This window comes from Citrobacter sp. NCU1 (assembly GCF_010231475.1).
Classification (GTDB): Bacteria; Pseudomonadota; Gammaproteobacteria; order Enterobacterales; family Enterobacteriaceae; genus Citrobacter_D.
In genome coordinates, this window is the sequence record NZ_NRDO01000006.1 from 1 (window position 1) to 19,507 (window position 19,507).

The window sequence follows — 19,507 nt, forward strand, 5'->3', positions numbered from 1 at the left end:
GGTTATCTATATGAAATAGAGAAAAATAAATGACTATCTATTTAATAAATAAGGAGGTGGCTATTTTGTAAAAAGACGCCCGGAGGCGTCTTTATTTTACAAATTAATCGTGATGTCGATTGAAGCGGCGTTTAACCACGACGAAGAACACGGGCACGAAGAAAACGGCCAGCAATGTCGCCGTAAGCATTCCCCCCATCACGCCCGTTCCTACCGCATTTTGCGCACCGCTACCTGCACCATGACTGATAACCAATGGCATAACCCCCAGAATAAAGGCGAGAGATGTCATTAGAATAGGACGCAGACGCATACGTGAGGCTTCGAGCGTTGCTTCAATCAATCCGTGTCCCTCTTTTTCCATCAGATCCTTGGCAAATTCGACAATCAAAATGGCGTTTTTGGCGGAAAGCCCGATCGTCGTTAGCAGGCCAACCTGGAAGTACACATCATTATTCATTCCACGAAGCGATGCCGCCAGAAGTGCGCCGACCACACCGAGCGGTACCACCAACATGACCGAGAACGGAATGGACCAGCTTTCATACAGTGCGGCAAGACAGAGGAAGACCACGATTAGCGAGATCGCATACAGTGCGGGCGCCTGGTTGCCAGAAAGACGTTCCTGGTATGACATGCCTGTCCAGTCATGGCCAATTCCACCAGGGAGTTTGGCTGCCAGACTTTCCATCAGCATCATGGCCTCTCCCGTACTTCTGCCTGGCGCAGCTTCACCCAGCAGTTCCATTGACGGCATACCATTGTAGCGTTCCAGACGTGGTGAACCCTCTATCCAGTGCGCTGAACTGAAGGTTGAGAACGGCACCATTTCACCATTTGCGCTGCGTACATAGAAATTATTAATGTCGCTGGGCAACATGCGGAATGGAGCATCCGCTTGTATATATACTTTTTTCACCCGGCCATGATCGATAAAGTCATTCACGTAGGAACCACCGAGCGCAGTGGAGATCGTCTGGTTAATATCAGACAGGCTCACCCCCAGCGCTTGTGCTTTTTCCTGATCAATTTCCAGCTTGAATTGCGGGGTATCTTCCAGACCGTTAGGGCGCACACGTACCAGTAAATCAGGGTGTTTTTTCACCATGCCCAACAGCTGGTTTCGCGCATTGGTGAGTTCCATATGGCCGAGGTTGGCCTGGTCTATCAGTTCGAAGTCGAAACCCGTTGCCGTACCTAATTCGATAATGGCCGGGAGGTTAAACGGAAACACAAGCCCGTCTTTGATCTGGCTGAAGGCTTTGGTTGCACGCGCCACGATCGCGCCTACACCATTTTCCTCTCCAGAGCGTTCTTCCCAGGGTTTAAGACTAATGAATACGATACCGGCGTTTTGCCCCTGACCGCTGAAGCTGAATCCATTGACGGTGAAGACGGATTCAACGTTGGCTTTTTCCTGGTTCAGATAATAATTTTGAATTTGATCGAGGACCTTTTGTGTACGATCCTGCGTTGCGCCTGCCGGAAGCTGTACCATCGTCATGAAAACGCCCTGATCTTCCTCTGGAAGGAAGGAGGTTGGCAGCCGCAGAAACAGAATGGCCATCCCGCCGACAATAAGAACATAGACCAACAGATACCGGCCTGTCTTACGTAGAATACCGCTCACGCTGCTGCTGTAGTGATCAACACTCTTATCAAATAGCGCGTTAAACCAGCCGAAGATGCCGCCTTTCTTCTCGTGATGCTCGCCAGATGCCGGTTTGAGCAGTGTGGCGCAAAGGGCAGGAGTCAGGATGAGCGCGACAAGTACAGAAAGCGCCATTGCAGAGACGATGGTCAACGAGAACTGGCGGTAAATTGCGCCTGTCGATCCACCGAAGAAAGCCATCGGGACAAACACCGCAGAGAGCACCATCGCAATGCCGACCAGCGCCCCCTGTATCTGTTCCATGGATTTCTGCGTTGCTTCTTTCGGCGGCAGCTTATCTTCCATCATTACGCGTTCGACGTTCTCTACCACCACGATGGCGTCATCGACCAGCAAGCCGATGGCGAGAACCATCCCGAACATCGTCAGGGTATTGATCGAAAATCCGAAGGCTGCCAGCACAGCGAATGTACCCAACAGAACGACCGGCACAGCGATGGTTGGGATTAACGTTGCACGCAGGTTTTGTAAAAACAAATACATGACCAGGAAGACAAGAATAATGGCTTCAAAGAGTGTCTTCACGACTTCGTGAATTGAGATTTTTACAAAGGGAGTCGTGTCATACGGATAAACGACTTTTAAACCTTGTGGGAAAAAGGGCTGTAATTCCGCGAGTTTTGATTTTATCGCCGCAGCTGTATTCAGCGCATTGGCGCCGGTTGCCAGTTTAATACCCAGGCCTGTCGCCGCCTGGCCATTAATTTTGGTCACCATGTTGTAGTTTTCACCGCCGAGTTCAATACGGGCGACATCTTTGAGATGCACCATTGAACCATCCTGGTTCACTTTCAGTGTGATACGACCAAACTCCTCGGGTGTTTTTAACCTCGTCTGAGCAATGATCGAGGCGTTCAGTTGTTGAGCTGGTATAGAGGGGGTTCCCCCTAACTGGCCAGCAGCAATCTGGTTATTCTGTGTTTTTAGCTGGTTGATAACGTCCAGCGGCGTGAGTTGATACTTATTCAGCGCGTTGCTGTCGAGCCAGATACGCATGGCATACTGTGCTCCAAACAGTTGCACGTCGCCCACGCCTGATGTGCGGCTGATGGCATCCTTGACGTTAGACGCAACATAATCGGAAATGTCATCCTGCGTCAGACTCTTGTTGTCGGAAACGAATCCCGCCACAAGAAGGAAGCTGCTGCTGGATTTTTCGACGCTAATACCCTGCTGTTGTACTTCCTGAGGCAGGAGAGGCATGGCCAGTTGCAGTTTATTCTGCACCTGAACTTGCGCAATATCAGGGTCAGTACCGGACTGAAATGTCAGCGTAATCGTCACGCTTCCGGAAGCGTCGCTGGTGGATGACATATACATCAGGTTATCGATACCATTCATATTTTGTTCGATAACCTGGGTCACTGTGTCCTGCACGGTTTGCGCATCCGCGCCTGGGTAAGTTGCGGAAACCGCAACTGCAGGAGGAGCAATGGTGGGGTACTGCGCGACAGGGAGCTGTATTATCGCCAGGGCTCCGGCCATCATCAGAATGATGGCCAGCACCCAGGCAAAGATAGGACGATTAATAAAAAAATTAGCCATGTCCTGTTACCTTATTGCGCCGAATCGGCTGTTGGGGCGTCGGTAGTTGCCCTGACATGGATACCCTGGCGAACTTTCTGTAATCCGCTAACGATGACTTTGTCACCTGGTTGCAAGCCTTCACTGATGAGCCATTTATCACCAATCGCCTGCGTGGCGATAACCGTGCGGGTTTCGGCCTGGCTTTGTTTGTTGACAATCATCACCGTGGCATCACCGCGAGGTGTACGAGTGACACCTTGCTGTGGAACGAGGATGGCATTGGGCTGGGTTCCTTCATCAATGCGCGCGCGAACAAACATACCGGGAAGCAGGCTGTGTTGAGGGTTAGGAAAAACGGCTCTTAGCGTGATTGAACCGGTGCTTTCGTCAACCGTCACATCAGAGAATTGCAGTGTGCCTTTCAGTGGATATGCCTGGCCATTCTCCATGACAAGCTCAACATCGCTGCGGGTATTGTCTTTGTGAAGGCTTCCTTGTTCGACTGACTGTCTGAGACGCATAAAGTCGTTGCTGGATTGCGTTACATCTACATAAATAGGATCAAGCTGCTGCACGGTCGCCAGCGCGGTTGATTGACCATTGGTTACCAGCGCGCCTTCGGTGACGCTGGATTTACCAATGCGTCCGCTAATTGGCGATGTCACTTTAGTGTAAGCAAGGTTGATGTGTGCGCTTTCAACAGCGGCTTTTGCTGCAACTACTGCCGCATCGGCCTGACGAGCATCAGCAATTGCCTGGTCGTATTCTTGTTGGCTGATGTATTTTGTTCCTACTAACGGAACGTAACGTTTCACGGTTAAATGTGCGATTGTGGCCGCAGCTTCACTTTTTGCCAGTTCACCTTTGGCGCTGTTGTAATCAGCCTGATACGTCGCGGGATCGATCTGGTAAAGCGACTGGCCGGCGTCAACATCGCTGCCTTCAGTAAAATTTCGTTTGAGTACAATTCCACTCACCTGAGGGCGTACCTCTGCAATGCGAAATGAGGCTGTGCGTCCAGGCAACTCGGTGGTGATAGCGAGAGGGGCGGATTCAACCACGTGAACGGTGACTTGCGGTTCAGCGGGATTTACCTGTGTATCCCCTTGATCGTTACAACCGGCAAGTAACGCAGCAGAGATGATGATGAATGAGGGCAGGAGTGAAAACCTGGCATATTTCGTCATTACTGTTCCTTAAAAAACAAAAGCTCGTTATTTACCGGGTAACGGTAAGGCGTTAGCGTGTACAAATAAAATAACAGTTGGCTATCCTACAAATTATTAGTCTGCGATGTAAGAAATACTTATTTCGTTGCTCGACCAACGGCACGGAAACACAAAAAAGCTAATAATTTGCATTTTTTAAATGATTGGAAAGGTAAAGCTTTGATGTTTATTAACACATTTTGAAATCTATATTTGTATTATGAATGCTTGGCGTTTTGGTATGTGTTTCATTTATTGTTTTTTTTGAATATTTAGTGCTTAATTAAAAGTAAGTGATACATTCCTTCACTATTAAAGATATTATGAGGTTGTCTTAATCATCTCTTTATCGTCTCTTACTCTGTCCCAGACACGCTGAATCATGGTTAAAAAAACGAAAGCTGATGCCCTCAAGACCCGACAACACTTGATTGAAACGGCAATTACACAGTTTGCCTTACGCGGTGTAGGCAACACCACCTTAAACGATATCGCGGATGCGGCGAACGTCACACGTGGGGCGATCTATTGGCATTTTGAGAATAAAAATCAGCTTTTTAATGAGTTGTGGCTACAACAACCCGCACTGCGTGATCTTATTCAGGATAGATTAACATCTTCCCCCGGGAGGAACCCTTTACAGGACCTGCGTGAGAAATTTGTTGCTGGTTTACAATATATTGCAGAAAACCCAAGGCAGCAGGCGTTATTGCAAATCTTATATCATAAATGTGAATTCCATAACGGCATTATATCAGAACAGGAAATTCGAGATAAAATTGGTTTCAGCCATCAAACAATGTATGAACTATTGCAACAATGCATGGCGAAAAGTTTGATTTCAATCAGCCTTGATTTAGACGTCATATTAATTATTCTGCATGGTAGTTTTAGTGGAATAGTAAAAAACTGGTTAATAAATCCGGCAAGTTATGATCTCTACAACCAGGCACCTGTGTTAGTCGATAATGTCCTGAGAATGCTAAGCCCGGAGGGCTGCGTAATGCAATTGATGCAGAGCGACAACTTCGTTGAGGAGGCATAATTGCCTTTTGTGCACGGTTTTCATCAAACATAAGTGAGTAAAATGCTCTGGCCTTACTGTAGGTCGGTACAATTGACCAGCTTGAGGGGGTTGACGGAGTTCATATTGCGGCATTTGTCATATTCTGTGGTCATTAGTTCGATCCACTGTATGAGCAGTGCATCAAACAGGAAAACAGAAACAGCAAAAACAACCAGCCACCAATATTTGCGAATCATTGCCAAACCCCGTGTATTCATGCCCGAATGAGCGGGAAATATACATGAATTTTGATAGTGGAAAAGCAGACTTACAATGCTTTTAATTCGTTGAATCCACGCCCGTCTTTTCTGTCTTACGGCTCTTTTTTGACAGGTTTTTTGTCTTCCGCTTTTTCACTTTTTCAAGGTCTTTTTCCGAATAATGCGAACTGACGCGCAGTCTTCGTAGACCCATTTTGACGTATTCATCATTGACTTCGATACCGATGAATTTTCGCCCGGCGTCCACCGCGACGGCTCCGGTGGTGAAACTCCCTGCAAACGGATCCAACACAGTATCACCCGGATTAGAGGAGGCCAGCACGATCCGACGTAACAGTGCCGTGGGTTTTTGCGTTGGATGGTTTTCGTATTCATCCATCAAGAAACGCACCCGTGAAAAGTCCCAGACATTTCCGGGGACCTTTTGCTGATTGTAGGGTTGTGGCGGGTTTTTCCTGTAATCGATCAGCGCTCTTTTGGCGCCGGTTTTGGCCTCAACCATAATGTCTTCCCGGTTGAAGGTATAGCCTTTGGGGTCTTTGACCATCATCAGGATCGGTTCATACATCGAACCAAAGAAGTTTTTAGCCTGCACGCCTGAGCTGTCGTATGACCATACGATACGGCTTTTAATATCAAACAGTTTTCTGCATTTGAGATCGATATGCGGCATGTTTTCAGTACTGTTCATGATATACATCGTGCCCTGTTTCTTCAGTACCCGGTGGCACTCATCAATACAGTCGAACAGCCAGGAAAGAAAAACCTCTTCGTTCCATGATTCGACCATGCCATCGAAGTCTTTTCCGATGTTGTATGGAGGATCGGCAAAGATAAGGTCAATGCTGCCGGAGGGCAGTTTTTTCAGTTCAGTTAGCGCATCACCATGGATTATTTTTTTAGATTCATCGCCATAGTAGTTGGGGGCAAATCCAGCATTCATGGTCAAACTCCTGTGTGATGCGAATAAAAAAGGCGCTTCCCCATGCCGAGTAGCGCCTTTTTACACAAGCAATTAGCTAATCGAAATTAGTTCATGCCGTACTTTTTCAATTTTTTACGCAGCGTACCACGGTTGATACCCATCATCAGGGCAGCGCGGGTCTGGTTACCACGGGTGTATTGCATCACCATGTCCAACAGGGGCTGTTCTACTTCAGCCAGTACCAGCTCATAGAGGTCATTCACATCCTGACCATTCAGTTGAGCAAAATAGTTCTTCAGTGCCTGTTTAACCGAGTCACGCAGGGGTTTTTGGGTTACCTGATCCTGAGAGTTAACGGTAGAAACGGTCAGTACGTCAGAATTTACGCGTTGTTCGAACATAGTTCTGTCAGCTCTTTATTTCTGTTTACGCAAAATTTTCGAAGTATGCCTCCAACGCCACCAGCTGTTCGCTGGCATCCTCAATGGCGTTGAATGTGCGCCGAAACTGGTCATTTGGAGCGTGCTCCTGGAGATACCAGGAGACGTGTTTACGTGCAATTCGGTACCCTTTTGCCTGACCATAAAAGTCATGCAGTTCCCGAACATGCGCGCAAAGTAAGCGCTTAACCTCTGCCAGAGGCAGGGGGGGTAGCAACTCCCCAGTGTCCAGATAATGCTGGATTTCCCGAAAGATCCAGGGTCTTCCCTGAGCTGCACGGCCTATCATAAGGGCGTCCGCCCCCGTATAGTCGAGTACAGCTCTGGCTTTATGCGGGTCAGTTATGTCGCCATTCGCGATAATCGGAATGGAAACTTTCTGCTTAACTGTCCGAATGCTGTCGTACTCAGCGTCTCCATTGAACAGACAGGCGCGGGTGCGTCCATGAATGGTCAGAGCCTGAATGCCACAGTCTTCAGCCAGTTGGGCAATCTCTACGCAGTTACGGTGTTCCGGAGCCCAACCGGTGCGAATCTTGAGTGTGACAGGAACGTCCACAGCACTGACGACTCCGTTTAGTATCGACTTCACGAGATCCGGGTACTGTAGTAGGGCTGAACCTGCAAGCTTGCGATTCACTTTTTTAGCCGGACACCCCATATTGATATCAATAATTTGGGCGCCGCTTTCCACGTTAATACGTGCGGCATCAGCCATTTCAACAGGATCGCTACCGGCAATTTGCACCGTGCGAATTCCTGGCTCGTCAACGTGCACCATCCGTAAACGAGATTTGTCGCTTTCCCACACTTGCGGGTTAGAAGACATCATCTCAGATACTGTTAAACCTGCTCCCATCTCATAACACAGCGTCCGAAAAGGTCTGTCAGTAATGCCAGCCATGGGCGCTGCGATCAGGCGATTTCTAAGCTGGTATTGTCCGATGCGCATGAGTTAAGAAATGACCATACTGTGACTGCAAGGCGGCGTATATTACGCATTTTTTGCCCGAGATGAAAGGCCAAACTTTGACCAATCCTCTGAGGTGGATCAAAGAATCGGAGTTAAAGCGAATGGCAATTATTAATAAGTCATGTAAATCAGATGCTTATAAAATTATGTTGAAATTTTATACGTCTACAATTTTGCGTAACTTCTCATTTTTTCTTCATTGAGACGTGCGCAAACCAGATAATCTGCTGAATTAGTCAGCAAATTATCGTCTCACTCTGTGATCCCTGCCTCATTACAGGACAGTCCTGCTTACCTCTCAGGACAAGGGGCGTGGTCGAATAACCACGCCAAATGTATTACTTTTTACGACCGGTAATACGGCACCATTCTTCTTTCTCTACCACCGGGTCGAGGGTAAAGAGATCGGCGTACGCGTCACAGACGCTGTCTGCCTGGCTGGCAAGGATGCCAGAAAGTCCCAGTAAACCGCCCTGAGTGGGCAGTACGCTGATTAACGGCGCCAGTTCGCGTAATGGGCCAGCCAGGATGTTTGCCACGACCACATCGGCTTTCATGGCTTCTGGCTGGTCTTTCGGCAGATAGAGTTCCAGGCGCTCGGATACGCCATTACGTTGAGCATTGTCACGGCTGGCCTGAATGGCCTGTGGGTCGATATCCACTCCGATCGCTTTTGCGGCCCCCAGTTTCAGTGCCGCAATGGCCAGAATGCCGGAGCCACAGCCAAAGTCGATAACCGTCTTACCCTTCAGATCGAGTCCATCCAGCCATTGCAGGCACAATGAAGTGGTAGGGTGCGTACCGGTACCAAATGCCAGACCCGGATCCAGCATGACGTTAACGGCGTTTTCATCCGGCACATCACGCCAGCTTGGGCAAATCCACAGACGCTCGCCAAAACGCATTGGGTGGAAGTTATCCATCCATTCGCGCTCCCAGTCTTTGTCTTCAAGCTGTTCGATTTTATGTACGAAGCCCGCGCCCAGCAGAGGGTGGTTCTCAAGGATGGCCACTACCTCTTTCATGTCGGTTTCGGCGTCGAAAAGGCCAATGACATCCGTATCGCCCCAAAGGCGGGTTTCACCCGGCAGCGGTTCAAACACCGGTGTATCGTGCGTATCCTGGAAGGTGATAGAAACGGCGCCCGTCTCCATCAGAGCATCGCTTAACTCTTCAGCATTCGCACCGGTGGTATTCAGTTTCAGTTGGATCCAAGGCATAGCAAAACTCTTTATTTATCAGTAGTCAAAACGGCGGCTTGTGGGGCGGTTGAACCAAAACGGTTTCCGACCAGGAAAGCCAACAAACTTAGCAGCAACGAGGGCACGATAGGGTGGAAGCCCATGTAATGAACATTAAAGGTGGCCAGTACGGCATACAGAACACCACCGACGATCATGGCGCTCAATGCGCCAGCCGCATTCGCGCGCTCCCAATACAGGCCCAGTACCAGAGGCCACAAGAACACCGCTTCCAGCCCGCCGAATGCCAGCAGATTCAACCAGATGATCATCTCCGGTGGTTTCCATGCGGCAAGGAGGAGCAGCGCGCCCAACACCAGGGTTATCACCGCTGACATCCGCTTGAGCCGTGTTTCATTGGTCATCTGTTCCGGGCGAATGTTCAGATAGAGATCTTTAATGATCGTAGCGGAACTTTGCAGCAACTGGGCGTTGATCGTCGACATGATCGCCGCCATCGGCGCCGCCAAAAAGATCCCTGCGGCAAAAGGAGGTAAAACTTTGACCATCAGCGTCGGGATAACCAGATCGGGCACGGCCAGGTCGGGGATAACCGCACGGCCTAACGCACCCGCCAGGTGCATACCGAACATCAGGATCGCCACCACAATAGTGCCGATAATGATTCCCCGGTGCACCGCTTTACTGTCCTTATAGGAAATACAGCGTACCGCCGTATGTGGCAGGCCGATAACGCCAAAACAGACCAGCACCCAAAATGAGGTCATAAAGGCTGGCGACAGAATATCGTCCGCACCTTGTGGTGAAACCAGCTGCGGATCGATCGTTTGCAAGGTTTCTACAGCATGACTTAAACCGCCTGCGGCATGCACTACGCCCACCAGCAGGACGATGGTGCCAATCAGCATCACCATCCCTTGCATCGTGTCGTTGAGCACGCTGGCGCGAAAGCCGCCGAATGCAGTGTATAGCGCGATACTGATACCAAAAATCAGCAAGCCGGTGTCATAGGGGATCCCCGCAGCTGTCTCCAGCAGACGCGCGCCGCCAATAAATTGCACGGTCATTGCGCCCACAAAGGCCACCAGTAAGCTGATACTTGCCAGCCACACCAGAAGACGGCTTTGGTAACGGGCAAACAGCATATCGTTAAGCGTCACGGCGTTGTAACGTCGTGCCAGAATGGCAAATTTTTTACCGAGAATGCCCAGCGAGAGCCAGACTGCAGGTAACTGGATCATTGCCAACAGTACCCAACCCAGCCCGTACTTGTAGGCGGCGCCGGGGCCACCAATAAATGAGCTTGCGCTGACGTAGGTAGCGGTCAGCGTCATCGCCAACACAATCCCCCCCATCGAGCGACTACCGAGAAAATACTCGTTCAGGAAGCTGCCAGCAGCTCTTTTTCTCATGGCATAGACTGAGAGGCCAAAGACCACCAGAAGATAAGCAACAAGTGGTAAAATGACTTCAAGCTGCATCGTCATCCTCCAGAGGAATATCGCGATAGATAAATTTCACCATTGCCCAGCAGAGTAAAATAAAGACCAGCGGCGTTAACAGACAGGCCATTTCAAACCAGTGCGGCAGTCCGGTGATGCCCAGCGCCGAATCAGGTAAGTAAGCAGCTACTAACCAAGCCGCCAAGTATAAAAGGGTCAGCCACAGCGCATAGCGCGCTTCTTTATGGGCCTGAACAAAACGTTTGTCCATTTTTTGTCCCTTGTGGATGAAGAAAGCGGGGATTGTACATGATGGGGCTTTACGATCCCCAGAAATAAAAAAGGCCGGATAATCCGGCCTTTCTCAGTTAGCGTGCGCTTACTTGTCGTGCATGCCGAGTTTCTTCTCCAGATAGTGGATGTTGGTTCCACCATTCTGGAAATGTTCGTCGGTCATGATGCGCATCTGCAGTTCAACGTTGGTTTTGATACCGTCGATGATAAGCTCCTGCAAGGCGTTCTTCATGCGGGCAATCGCCACATCACGGTTTTCGCCGTAGCAGATAAGTTTACCGATCATTGAGTCATAGTACGGCGGTACGGTGTAACCAGCGTAGATATGAGATTCCCAACGCACACCAAAGCCACCCGGCGCGTGGAAACGCGTGATTTTACCCGGACTTGGCAGGAAGGTATTTGGGTCTTCGGCGTTGATACGGCACTCTACCGCATGGCCTTTAACCACAACTTCGTCCTGTTTGATGGACAGAGGCTGACCAGCAGCAATACGTAACTGCTCTTTGATCAGGTCAACACCGGTGATCATTTCAGTAACCGGATGCTCAACCTGAATACGGGTGTTCATTTCAATGAAGTAGAACTCGCCGTTTTCGAACAGAAACTCAAAAGTACCTGCACCGCGATAGCCGATATCGATACACGCTTTAGAGCAACGCTCGCCGATGTAGCGACGCAGTTCCGGCGTAATACCCGGTGCTGGCGCTTCTTCGACCACTTTCTGGTGACGACGCTGCATTGAGCAGTCACGTTCTGCCAGATAGATAGCATTACCCTGACCGTCAGCCAGTACCTGAATTTCGATATGGCGTGGGTTTTCCAGGTATTTTTCCATGTAAACCATGTCGTTGCTGAAGGCTGCTTTCGCTTCAGCTTTGGTCATGGAAATGGACTGCGCCAGTTCAGCATCGCTACGCACAACGCGCATACCGCGACCGCCGCCGCCGCCAGACGCCTTGATGATAACCGGGTAGCCAATGCGTTTAGCATGTGCACGGTTAGCATCCATATCGTCAGTCAGAGGGCCGTCAGAGCCTGGTACGGTTGGTACACCGGCTTTTTTCATCGCGGTGATTGCAGACACTTTGTCGCCCATCAGGCGGATGGTGTCAGCTTTCGGGCCGATGAAGATAAAGCCAGAACGTTCAACTTGCTCAGCAAAGTTGGCGTTTTCAGAGAGGAAGCCGTAACCCGGATGAATTGCCACCGCGCCGGTGATTTCAGCGGCGCTGATGATAGCCGGGATATTCAGATAGCTTTTTACGGACTGAGCAGGGCCAATACAAACTGTCTCATCCGCCAGCAATACGTGTTTTAAATCGCGATCCGCGCTTGAATGCACAGCGACAGTCTTGATACCCAGTTCTTTACAGGCACGAAGAATACGCAGGGCGATCTCGCCGCGGTTGGCGATAACAATTTTATCCAGCATGTTCGCCTCGTTATTCGATGACGACCAGCGGCTCGTCAAATTCTACCGGTTGACCACTTTCGACCAGAATCGCTTTCACCACGCCGGATTTATCGGCTTCGATCTGGTTCATCATTTTCATGGCTTCAACGATGCACAGGGTATCGCCCGCGTTAACTTTCTGACCGATTTCGATGAACGCTTTTGCATCCGGGCTCGGCGTGCGGTAGAAAGTACCAACCATCGGGGAGCGTACGATGTGACCACTGATTTCCGCTGCGGCAGGCGCTTCCATCGCTGGAGTTGTCGCAGTGGCGACAGCGTTAGACAGAGCTGGCTGCTGCATCATTGGTGCAGCGTAAGCTTGTTGCATCACTGGGAAACCTGCATTTGGCGCTGCACGGCTGATGCGTACAGACTCTTCGCCTTCAGAAATTTCCAGTTCGGAGATGCCTGATTCTTCAACCAGCTCGATCAGTTTTTTAATCTTACGAATATCCATGAGTGGGTTCCGTACTCTTTGTTTAGTGTGATTGTGACAGGCGTTTTACTGCCGTCTGTAAAGCGTATGTCCCGCTGCTGGCAATCATAGAGTGAATCTCCAGTCATGTCGGGACGCCGGTACATTTGGCCTCACGTTGTTATATGAGACTTGTCGGGCATTGTGCTGCGATCTTCCGCAATCCTCCGGCAAAAAACAAAATATACCTTCAATGCGCGAATGTCACCTTTTCAGCGGCTTAAAAACACTGTCAGGGAAACCAAAGTCGCACATTATAACGATTTCGTAGCAATTGGCAGCTAAATACTGGTCTTATCAGGGAAGATAATCAACCGCTAACCTGTAAACACCATCAGAGAGTATGTGTTTTGCAACAAGCCGCACATATCGGACAACTACCGCCACCATTGGCGGAACTTCTTGTAACGCCATGCCAAAAGTGCGAACGCAAGCAGCGCATAAATGATCGGTTGTGGGGAGATAATTTTTACCGACCACAGGTAATGAATGGGCGCAAGGATCGCCACAAGATAGACGAAGTTGTGCAAAAGTTGCCAGCGTTTACCCAGTTTTCGTTGTGCAGCCTGCGTGGACGTTAACGTGAGGGCCAACAAGATAACCCAGCTGATAATTCCCAGCACCAAATAGGGGCGCGTAATCAACTCGCGACCGAGCAACGCAAGATTATTAATGCCTAACTCCAGCGTGGCATAGCTGGTTAAATGCAGCGTCGCCCAGGCAAAACACCATAACCCTAATAAGCGACGGATGCGTATCAATAATGGCTGTTTAGCGTAGCGCGCCAGGGGGGTAATCAGCAAGGTTGCCAGGAGGAATTTCAGCGCAGTCCTACCGGTAAAATGTTGAATATCTTTGACGGGATCAGCGCTTAACCCCCCGTTGTTCACTGCCCAAACGAGCCACAAAAACGGTAACAAACCGGCGAGATGTAAAAGCACTTTCAGCCAGGTGACCTGTTTTACCGATAATCGCACTTAGAAATTCTCCCGCAAATTCAAACCGCGATAGAGTGCGGCAACATCATCGGCGTAACCGTTGAACAGAAGTGTGGGTTGACGTTGCACATCCAGAATACCGCCTGAACCGATAAAACGTTCTGTCGCTTGTGACCAGCGAGGGTGATCGACCTGTGGATTCACATTCGCATAAAAACCGTACTCGTTAGGGGCGGCCAGATTCCAGGTGGTTGGGGGGCGTTCACGGGTCAATTTGATACTCACAATCGACTTTATCCCTTTAAAACCATACTTCCACGGTACGGTTAAACGGATAGGGGCGCCGTTTTGTGGGGGGAGCGCTTTGCCATATACCCCCACGGTGAGCAGCGTGAGTGGGTGCATCGCTTCATCCAGACGCAGTCCCTCAACATAAGGATATTTCAGCCCTCCGCCAATAAAACGATCTTTTTGCCCCGGCATTTGGTCGGGCGCGTAGAGTGTTTCGAATGCGACATACCTTGCGTTGCTGGTGGGTTCAACCAGCGCCAGCAATTTATGCAGAGGAAAACCAACCCAGGGGACGACCATGGACCACGCTTCAACGCAACGCATACGGTAAATGCGCTCTTCAAGTGGAAAACGTGTGGTTAGCGCGTCATGATCCAGCGTTAGCGGTTTCGCCACCTCACCGCTGATCTTCAGGGTCCAGGGATCGGTTTTCAGGCTGCCAGCATTGGCTGCCGGGTCTGCTTTATCCAGGCCAAACTCGTAGAAATTGTTATAGCCGGAGACTTTATCTGCTGGCGTTAGTGGAAGATCGTTTTGCCAGGCGGAAGGCTTACTGAATTTCAGAGGCTTACCGGCAGGTGCTGGTGGGCGATCGTTTCCTTTAAACCAATCCAGAAGATCGGCATGGGCAGTGGTAGGCAGTGACAGGGCCGCAGCGCTGATCCCTAACGCCTTAAGGACCTGACGGCGCCGCATCATAAATACAGATTCTGCAGTTACATCAGCTTCAGTGAATTTTTTGCCGTTCATGGCACCCTCCGTCATGTTTTTTCTAATCATGGCGGAGGGGAGGGATTAACGCGAATATGTCACGAAAATTTGAAGATTAGGCGATTTTAACCAGCGTGCGACCTTGTACCTGGTTATTAATGATGGCACTGGCAAACGTGGGTGCATCAGCCAGGGCTATTTCCGTTGCAGCCTGTGTATAGAAGGATTCCGGCAGATCATTAGCCAGCCGTTTCCATGCTTGTGCACGACGAGCGGCGGGCGTCATGACCGAATCTACACCTTGCAAACGCACATTGCGCAGAATAAAAGGCATGACGGTGGTGGGCAGAGTAAATCCACCTGCCAGTCCGCAGGCGGCGACACATCCGCCGTAGTTCATTTGCGCCAGCACTTTTGCCAACACTTTGTCGCCGACAGTATCAATTGCCCCTGCCCAGAGCTGTTTCTCCAGTGGGCGAGACTCGGCAAATTCATCGCGGCCGAGAATGCGGTTGGCACCAAGGCTACGCAGGTAGTCATGGGTGCTTTCACGGCCCGATACCGCCGCAACCTGATATCCCAGCTTATGCAGTAGCGCGACGGCGGTACTGCCCACACCACCGCTGGCGCCAGTGACCACAATCTCACCGTCTTCAGGTCGAATACCCGCATCTTCCAGCGCCATTACGCACAACATTGCCGTAAATCCGGCAGTACCGATGACCATTGCTTTACGGCCATCCAGCCCTTGTGGAAGAGCAACCAGCCAGTCGCCTTTTACCCGTGCGCGTTCTGCCAGGCCGCCCCAGTGGTTTTCACCCACTCCCCAACCGGTCAGCAACACCTCTTGCCCGGCATGGAAGCGGGGATCTTCGCTTGCTCGAACCGTACCTGCGAAATCAATTCCAGGAATCATCGGAAAATGACGGATAATTTTCCCTGTGCCCGTGATAGCGAGAGCGTCTTTGTAGTTCAGGCTCGACCAGTGTATGTCCACCGTCACATCACCTTCCGGCAGCCGACTTTCTTCGAGGGTCTGAACGGATGCGAGGGTTTTACCGTCCTGCTGTTCTAAGATCAAAGCCTGCATAACCTGTCCTCAATTTGCATGTGCCCGTCGTTTTTCAAGCGGCAACCCGAAATCCATTGGGCATCGTGGATTGGAAAATTATCTACGAAGACTATACTCGCTAATTAAAACGTGATGTCGATTCAGCGCAATAAATTGCCAGATATACCTGATTTGGTAGTATGCCCGCAGGCTTTGCGCAACAGAGCGAATTTCGTGTTTAGTTTTGCGTTTTCGCGTCGCTTTATTACTCTTATGCTGCTTAATAACTCTCGGAGTTAACACAAGGATGCGATTAACGACGAAATTTTCAGCCTTTGTTACGTTGCTTACTGGGCTAACGATCTTTGTGACGCTTATTGGCTGTTCGCTGAGTTTTTACAACGCCATTCAGAACAAGTACTCCAGCCGTGTTCAGGCGGTCGCCACGGCAATCGATACTCACCTCGTCTCCAGCGATTTTGTCACGCTGACGCCCCAGGTTAACGAACTGATGATGTCGGCCGATATTGTGCGCGCTGATTTTCTGCAGGGAACAAAGCAGGTTTACCGCTATTCACGACATAGCAGCTACCGTCCGGCAGGCTCCAATAATGTTTACCGCGAGCTGACGGTGCCACTGGTGAAACATCCTGGAATGTCATTGCGTCTGGTGTATCAGGATCCGATGGGGAATTATTTCCATTCGCTGATGACCACCGCACCGCTGACGCTGGCAATTGGATTCATTATTCTCATGCTGTTTCTGGCGGTACGTTGGCTGCAGCGTCAGCTGTTCGGCCAGGAACTTCTGGAGGTGCGTTCGACGCGTATTTTAAACGGCGAGCGGGGGCCAAACGTACGTGGCTCAGTGTATGAGTGGCCTGCGAGAACCAGTAGCGCGCTCGACATGCTGCTTTCTGAAATTCAGAATGCCCGCGAACAACGCAGTCGGCTGGACACGCTGATCCGCTCTTACGCGGCGCAGGATATAAAAACAGGGCTGGGTAACCGCCTGTTTTTTGATAATCAACTGGCTACGTTGCTGGAAGACCAGGAGAAGGTCGGTGCGCATGGCGTAGTGATGATGATCCGGCTGCCTGACTTTAATCTTCTGCGCGACAGTTGGGGGCGAAACCTTGCCGAAGAGCAGTTGTTCATGCTGATTAATTTGCTCTCGACATTCATCATGCGCTACCCAGGTTCGCTACTGGCCCGCTATCACCGCAGCGACTTCGCCGTTTTATTACCGCACCGCACACTGAAAGAGTCTGAAAGCATTGCCGGGCAGTTGCTAAAAGCGGTCGATGCGTTACCGGTGAATAAAATGCTCGATCGTGATGACATGGTGCATATTGGCATTTGCGCCTGGCGCAGCGGGCAGTCAACAGAACAAGTGATGGAACATGCTGAAGCTGCCACTCGCAATGCCGTATTGCAAGGAGGGAACAGTTGGGCGGTTTATGACGATTCTCTGCCGGAAAAAGGTCGTGGCAATGTGCGCTGGCGTACACTCATTGAGCAGATGTTAACTCGCGGTGGGCCACGAATTTATCAAAAACCAGCGGTGACGCGTGAAGGCCATGTACACCATCGGGAATTAATGTGTCGCATTTTTGATGGCGAAGAAGAGGTGATTGCCGCGGAATACATGCCGATGGTGCTGCAGTTTGGCTTATCGGAAGAGTACGACCGTCTGCAAATCAGCCGCCTGATCCCATTATTAGGTTACTGGCCGCAAGAATCCCTGGCTATGCAAGTGACGGTGGAGTCGTTAATTCGTCCCCGTTTCCAGCGTTGGTTGCGTGATACCTTAATGCAGTGCGAAAAATCGTATCGCAAACGCATAATTATTGAACTTGCAGAGGCAGATGTGTGTCAACACATCAGCCGATTACAGCCGGTGATTCGTCTGGTGAACGCGCTTGGCGTTAGGGTGGCGGTTACGCAGGCGGGTTTGACGCTGGTAAGTACCAGTTGGATTAAAGAACTCAATGTCGAATTACTCAAGCTGCATCCAGGCCTGGTAAGAAATATTGAGAAGCGAACAGAGAACCAACTGTTGGTTCAAAGTCTGGTGGAGGCTTGTACGGGCACCCATACGCAGGTTTACGCCACGGGCGTTCGATCGCGTAGCGAGTGGCACACACTGAACGAGCGCGGAGTGGCGGGCGGACAAGGCGATTTTTTTGCCTCATCACAGCCACTTGACACAAACGTGAAAAAATATTCGCAAAGATACTCGGTTTAACCTGCCGTTTAATTTGTTTTCACGTAGAATAACGCGCGCTGTGCCTCATGGGGGTGTGCTTGTCTGCTCGCCAGATTGTTGCAGCAAATATGCAGGTGAATGTCCTTTGACAGGTTGCAAATGCGGGCGAGGATGGCTGCTGTACTCAGCCCTGAGGGACTCAGGCAGAGATTTGTAACAAAGGAAACGAACTGCACTAATTTTCACCGTAGCAGATGATTTTTGCGCCTTGTCGCTGCTGCGTGTGGTTGGTAAAGTAAGCGGATTTTGTTTTCCGCCCCAGCTTTCAGGATTATCCCTTAGTATGTTGAAAAAATTTCGTGGCATGTTTTCCAATGACCTGTCCATTGACCTGGGTACCGCGAATACCCTTATTTATGTAAAAGGACAAGGCATCGTATTGAATGAGCCTTCCGTTGTGGCCATTCGTCAGGATCGTGCCGGCTCACCAAAAAGCGTGGCTGCAGTAGGTCATGATGCGAAGCAGATGCTGGGGCGTACGCCGGGCAATATCGCTGCAATTCGCCCAATGAAAGACGGCGTTATCGCTGACTTCTTCGTGACTGAAAAAATGCTCCAGCACTTTATCAAGCAAGTGCACAGCAACAGCTTTATGCGTCCAAGCCCTCGCGTACTGGTGTGTGTTCCGGTGGGCGCGACTCAGGTTGAACGTCGTGCGATTCGTGAATCAGCTCAGGGCGCAGGCGCTCGTGAAGTATTCTTGATTGAAGAACCGATGGCGGCGGCAATTGGTGCTGGTCTGCCTGTTTCCGAAGCAACCGGTTCTATGGTTGTTGATATCGGTGGCGGTACCACTGAAGTTGCGGTTATCTCCCTGAACGGTGTGGTTTACTCTTCTTCCGTACGTATTGGTGGCGACCGCTTCGACGAAGCGATCATCAACTATGTGCGTCGCAATTACGGTTCTCTGATTGGTGAAGCCACCGCAGAACGTATTAAGCACGAAATCGGCTCTGCCTATCCGGGCGATGAAGTGCGCGAAATCGAAGTCCGTGGCCGTAACCTGGCTGAAGGTGTTCCACGCGGCTTTACCCTGAACTCAAACGAGATTCTGGAAGCGCTGCAGGAACCGCTGACCGGTATCGTGAGCGCGGTGATGGTTGCACTGGAACAGTGTCCGCCTGAACTGGCGTCCGACATCTCCGAACGTGGTATGGTTCTGACCGGCGGTGGCGCGTTGCTGCGTAATCTTGACCGTCTGTTAATGGAAGAGACCGGTATCCCAGTCGTTGTTGCTGAAGATCCGCTGACCTGTGTGGCGCGCGGCGGCGGCAAGGCGCTGGAAATGATCGACATGCACGGCGGCGACCTGTTTAGCGAAGAGTAGTCGAGTGCAGGCAGGG

Annotated in this window: 17 protein-coding genes; 3 read left to right on the top strand and 14 right to left on the bottom strand. The window is 50.5% G+C overall.

Annotation, left to right across the window (positions count from 1 at the left end; all coding sequences use genetic code 11):
* Window positions 1-103: 103 nt before the first annotated feature.
* Window positions 104-3,217: an efflux RND transporter permease subunit gene (locus CJP72_RS02290; RefSeq protein WP_162379292.1), complete on the bottom strand. Its 3,114-nt coding sequence runs from the start codon at window positions 3,215-3,217 to the stop codon at window positions 104-106.
* An 11-nt stretch (window positions 3,218-3,228) separates the two neighbouring features.
* Window positions 3,229-4,386, bottom strand: coding sequence for an efflux RND transporter periplasmic adaptor subunit (locus CJP72_RS02295; protein WP_162379293.1), 1,158 nt, complete (start codon window positions 4,384-4,386; stop codon window positions 3,229-3,231).
* Between the two features lie 403 nt (window positions 4,387-4,789).
* Between CJP72_RS02295 and envR the strand changes: the two genes are divergently transcribed.
* Window positions 4,790-5,452 (top strand): acrEF/envCD operon transcriptional regulator, encoded by a 663-nt coding sequence (envR, locus tag CJP72_RS02300; protein WP_162379294.1) that lies wholly within the window; start codon window positions 4,790-4,792, stop codon window positions 5,450-5,452.
* 53 nt (window positions 5,453-5,505) lie between these two features.
* Here the strand turns inward: envR and CJP72_RS02305 are convergent, their stop codons facing one another.
* The 12 genes from CJP72_RS02305 to acuI form a co-directional block, all read right to left on the bottom strand.
* On the bottom strand, window positions 5,506-5,670 hold the full coding sequence (locus CJP72_RS02305; RefSeq protein ID WP_162379295.1) for a DUF2556 family protein: 165 nt from the start codon (window positions 5,668-5,670) through the stop codon (window positions 5,506-5,508).
* Between the two features lie 82 nt (window positions 5,671-5,752).
* Window positions 5,753-6,637, bottom strand: coding sequence for an adenine-specific DNA-methyltransferase (yhdJ, locus tag CJP72_RS02310; protein ID WP_162379296.1), 885 nt, complete (start codon window positions 6,635-6,637; stop codon window positions 5,753-5,755).
* Window positions 6,638-6,723: 86 nt separating this feature from the next.
* Window positions 6,724-7,020 (bottom strand): DNA-binding transcriptional regulator Fis, encoded by a 297-nt coding sequence (gene fis / locus CJP72_RS02315; protein WP_000462905.1) that lies wholly within the window; start codon window positions 7,018-7,020, stop codon window positions 6,724-6,726.
* A 25-nt stretch (window positions 7,021-7,045) separates the two neighbouring features.
* The gene (gene dusB, locus CJP72_RS02320) at window positions 7,046-8,011 is read right to left on the bottom strand and encodes a tRNA dihydrouridine synthase DusB (protein ID WP_162379297.1); all 966 of its coding nucleotides are present in this window, start codon (window positions 8,009-8,011) and stop codon (window positions 7,046-7,048) included.
* 359 nt (window positions 8,012-8,370) lie between these two features.
* A complete protein-coding gene (gene prmA / locus CJP72_RS02325) occupies window positions 8,371-9,252 on the bottom strand; it encodes a 50S ribosomal protein L11 methyltransferase (protein WP_162379298.1) in 882 nt (293 codons plus the stop codon).
* Between the two features lie 11 nt (window positions 9,253-9,263).
* Entirely contained in the window at window positions 9,264-10,715 is a 1,452-nt protein-coding gene (panF, locus tag CJP72_RS02330; RefSeq protein WP_162379299.1) for a sodium/pantothenate symporter, read from the bottom strand.
* A complete protein-coding gene (locus CJP72_RS02335) occupies window positions 10,705-10,947 on the bottom strand; it encodes a YhdT family protein (protein ID WP_162379300.1) in 243 nt (80 codons plus the stop codon). Before CJP72_RS02335 ends, panF begins: the two co-directional genes overlap by 11 nt.
* 108 nt (window positions 10,948-11,055) lie before the next feature.
* The gene (gene accC / locus CJP72_RS02340) at window positions 11,056-12,405 is read right to left on the bottom strand and encodes an acetyl-CoA carboxylase biotin carboxylase subunit (RefSeq protein ID WP_162379301.1); all 1,350 of its coding nucleotides are present in this window, start codon (window positions 12,403-12,405) and stop codon (window positions 11,056-11,058) included.
* A gap of 10 nt (window positions 12,406-12,415) precedes the next feature.
* Complete coding sequence (gene accB / locus CJP72_RS02345; protein WP_162379302.1) at window positions 12,416-12,886, bottom strand: acetyl-CoA carboxylase biotin carboxyl carrier protein; 471 nt, start codon at window positions 12,884-12,886, stop codon at window positions 12,416-12,418.
* 395 nt (window positions 12,887-13,281) lie between these two features.
* Window positions 13,282-13,881, bottom strand: a complete 600-nt coding sequence (msrQ, locus tag CJP72_RS02350) for a protein-methionine-sulfoxide reductase heme-binding subunit MsrQ (protein ID WP_162379303.1) — start codon at window positions 13,879-13,881, stop codon at window positions 13,282-13,284.
* Window positions 13,882-14,883 carry a protein-methionine-sulfoxide reductase catalytic subunit MsrP gene (msrP, locus tag CJP72_RS02355; protein ID WP_162379304.1) on the bottom strand — a complete coding sequence of 334 codons (1,002 nt, stop codon included), beginning with the start codon at window positions 14,881-14,883 and terminating at the stop codon, window positions 13,882-13,884.
* A 76-nt stretch (window positions 14,884-14,959) separates the two neighbouring features.
* Window positions 14,960-15,934, bottom strand: a complete 975-nt coding sequence (acuI, locus tag CJP72_RS02360) for an acrylyl-CoA reductase (NADPH) (protein ID WP_162379305.1) — start codon at window positions 15,932-15,934, stop codon at window positions 14,960-14,962.
* A gap of 268 nt (window positions 15,935-16,202) precedes the next feature.
* Here acuI and csrD point away from each other — a divergent pair, with 268 nt between their 5' ends.
* Both csrD and mreB read left to right on the top strand, forming a co-directional pair.
* Window positions 16,203-18,143: an RNase E specificity factor CsrD gene (gene csrD / locus CJP72_RS02365; RefSeq protein ID WP_162379306.1), complete on the top strand. Its 1,941-nt coding sequence runs from the start codon at window positions 16,203-16,205 to the stop codon at window positions 18,141-18,143.
* 304 nt (window positions 18,144-18,447) lie between these two features.
* A complete protein-coding gene (gene mreB, locus CJP72_RS02370) occupies window positions 18,448-19,491 on the top strand; it encodes a rod shape-determining protein MreB (RefSeq protein WP_000913396.1) in 1,044 nt (347 codons plus the stop codon).
* Window positions 19,492-19,507: the final 16 nt, after the last annotated feature.

Bases quoted from the DNA above. Each gene is read 5' to 3' on its own strand.
- csrD (WP_162379306.1), top strand. From the start codon at position 16,203: ATGCGATTAACGACGAAATTTTCAGCCTTTGTTACGTTGCTTACTGGG.
- accB (WP_162379302.1), bottom strand. From the start codon at position 12,886: ATGGATATTCGTAAGATTAAAAAACTGATCGAGCTGGTTGAAGAATCA.
- mreB (WP_000913396.1), top strand. From the start codon at position 18,448: ATGTTGAAAAAATTTCGTGGCATGTTTTCCAATGACCTGTCCATTGAC.
- envR (WP_162379294.1), top strand. From the start codon at position 4,790: ATGGTTAAAAAAACGAAAGCTGATGCCCTCAAGACCCGACAACACTTG.
- accC (WP_162379301.1), bottom strand. From the start codon at position 12,405: ATGCTGGATAAAATTGTTATCGCCAACCGCGGCGAGATCGCCCTGCGT.
- msrP (WP_162379304.1), bottom strand. From the start codon at position 14,883: ATGAACGGCAAAAAATTCACTGAAGCTGATGTAACTGCAGAATCTGTA.
- acuI (WP_162379305.1), bottom strand. From the start codon at position 15,934: ATGCAGGCTTTGATCTTAGAACAGCAGGACGGTAAAACCCTCGCATCC.
- panF (WP_162379299.1), bottom strand. From the start codon at position 10,715: ATGCAGCTTGAAGTCATTTTACCACTTGTTGCTTATCTTCTGGTGGTC.
- prmA (WP_162379298.1), bottom strand. From the start codon at position 9,252: ATGCCTTGGATCCAACTGAAACTGAATACCACCGGTGCGAATGCTGAA.
- CJP72_RS02295 (WP_162379293.1), bottom strand. From the start codon at position 4,386: ATGACGAAATATGCCAGGTTTTCACTCCTGCCCTCATTCATCATCATC.
- dusB (WP_162379297.1), bottom strand. From the start codon at position 8,011: ATGCGCATCGGACAATACCAGCTTAGAAATCGCCTGATCGCAGCGCCC.
- CJP72_RS02290 (WP_162379292.1), bottom strand. From the start codon at position 3,217: ATGGCTAATTTTTTTATTAATCGTCCTATCTTTGCCTGGGTGCTGGCC.
- fis (WP_000462905.1), bottom strand. From the start codon at position 7,020: ATGTTCGAACAACGCGTAAATTCTGACGTACTGACCGTTTCTACCGTT.
- CJP72_RS02305 (WP_162379295.1), bottom strand. From the start codon at position 5,670: ATGATTCGCAAATATTGGTGGCTGGTTGTTTTTGCTGTTTCTGTTTTC.
- CJP72_RS02335 (WP_162379300.1), bottom strand. From the start codon at position 10,947: ATGGACAAACGTTTTGTTCAGGCCCATAAAGAAGCGCGCTATGCGCTG.
- yhdJ (WP_162379296.1), bottom strand. From the start codon at position 6,637: ATGAATGCTGGATTTGCCCCCAACTACTATGGCGATGAATCTAAAAAA.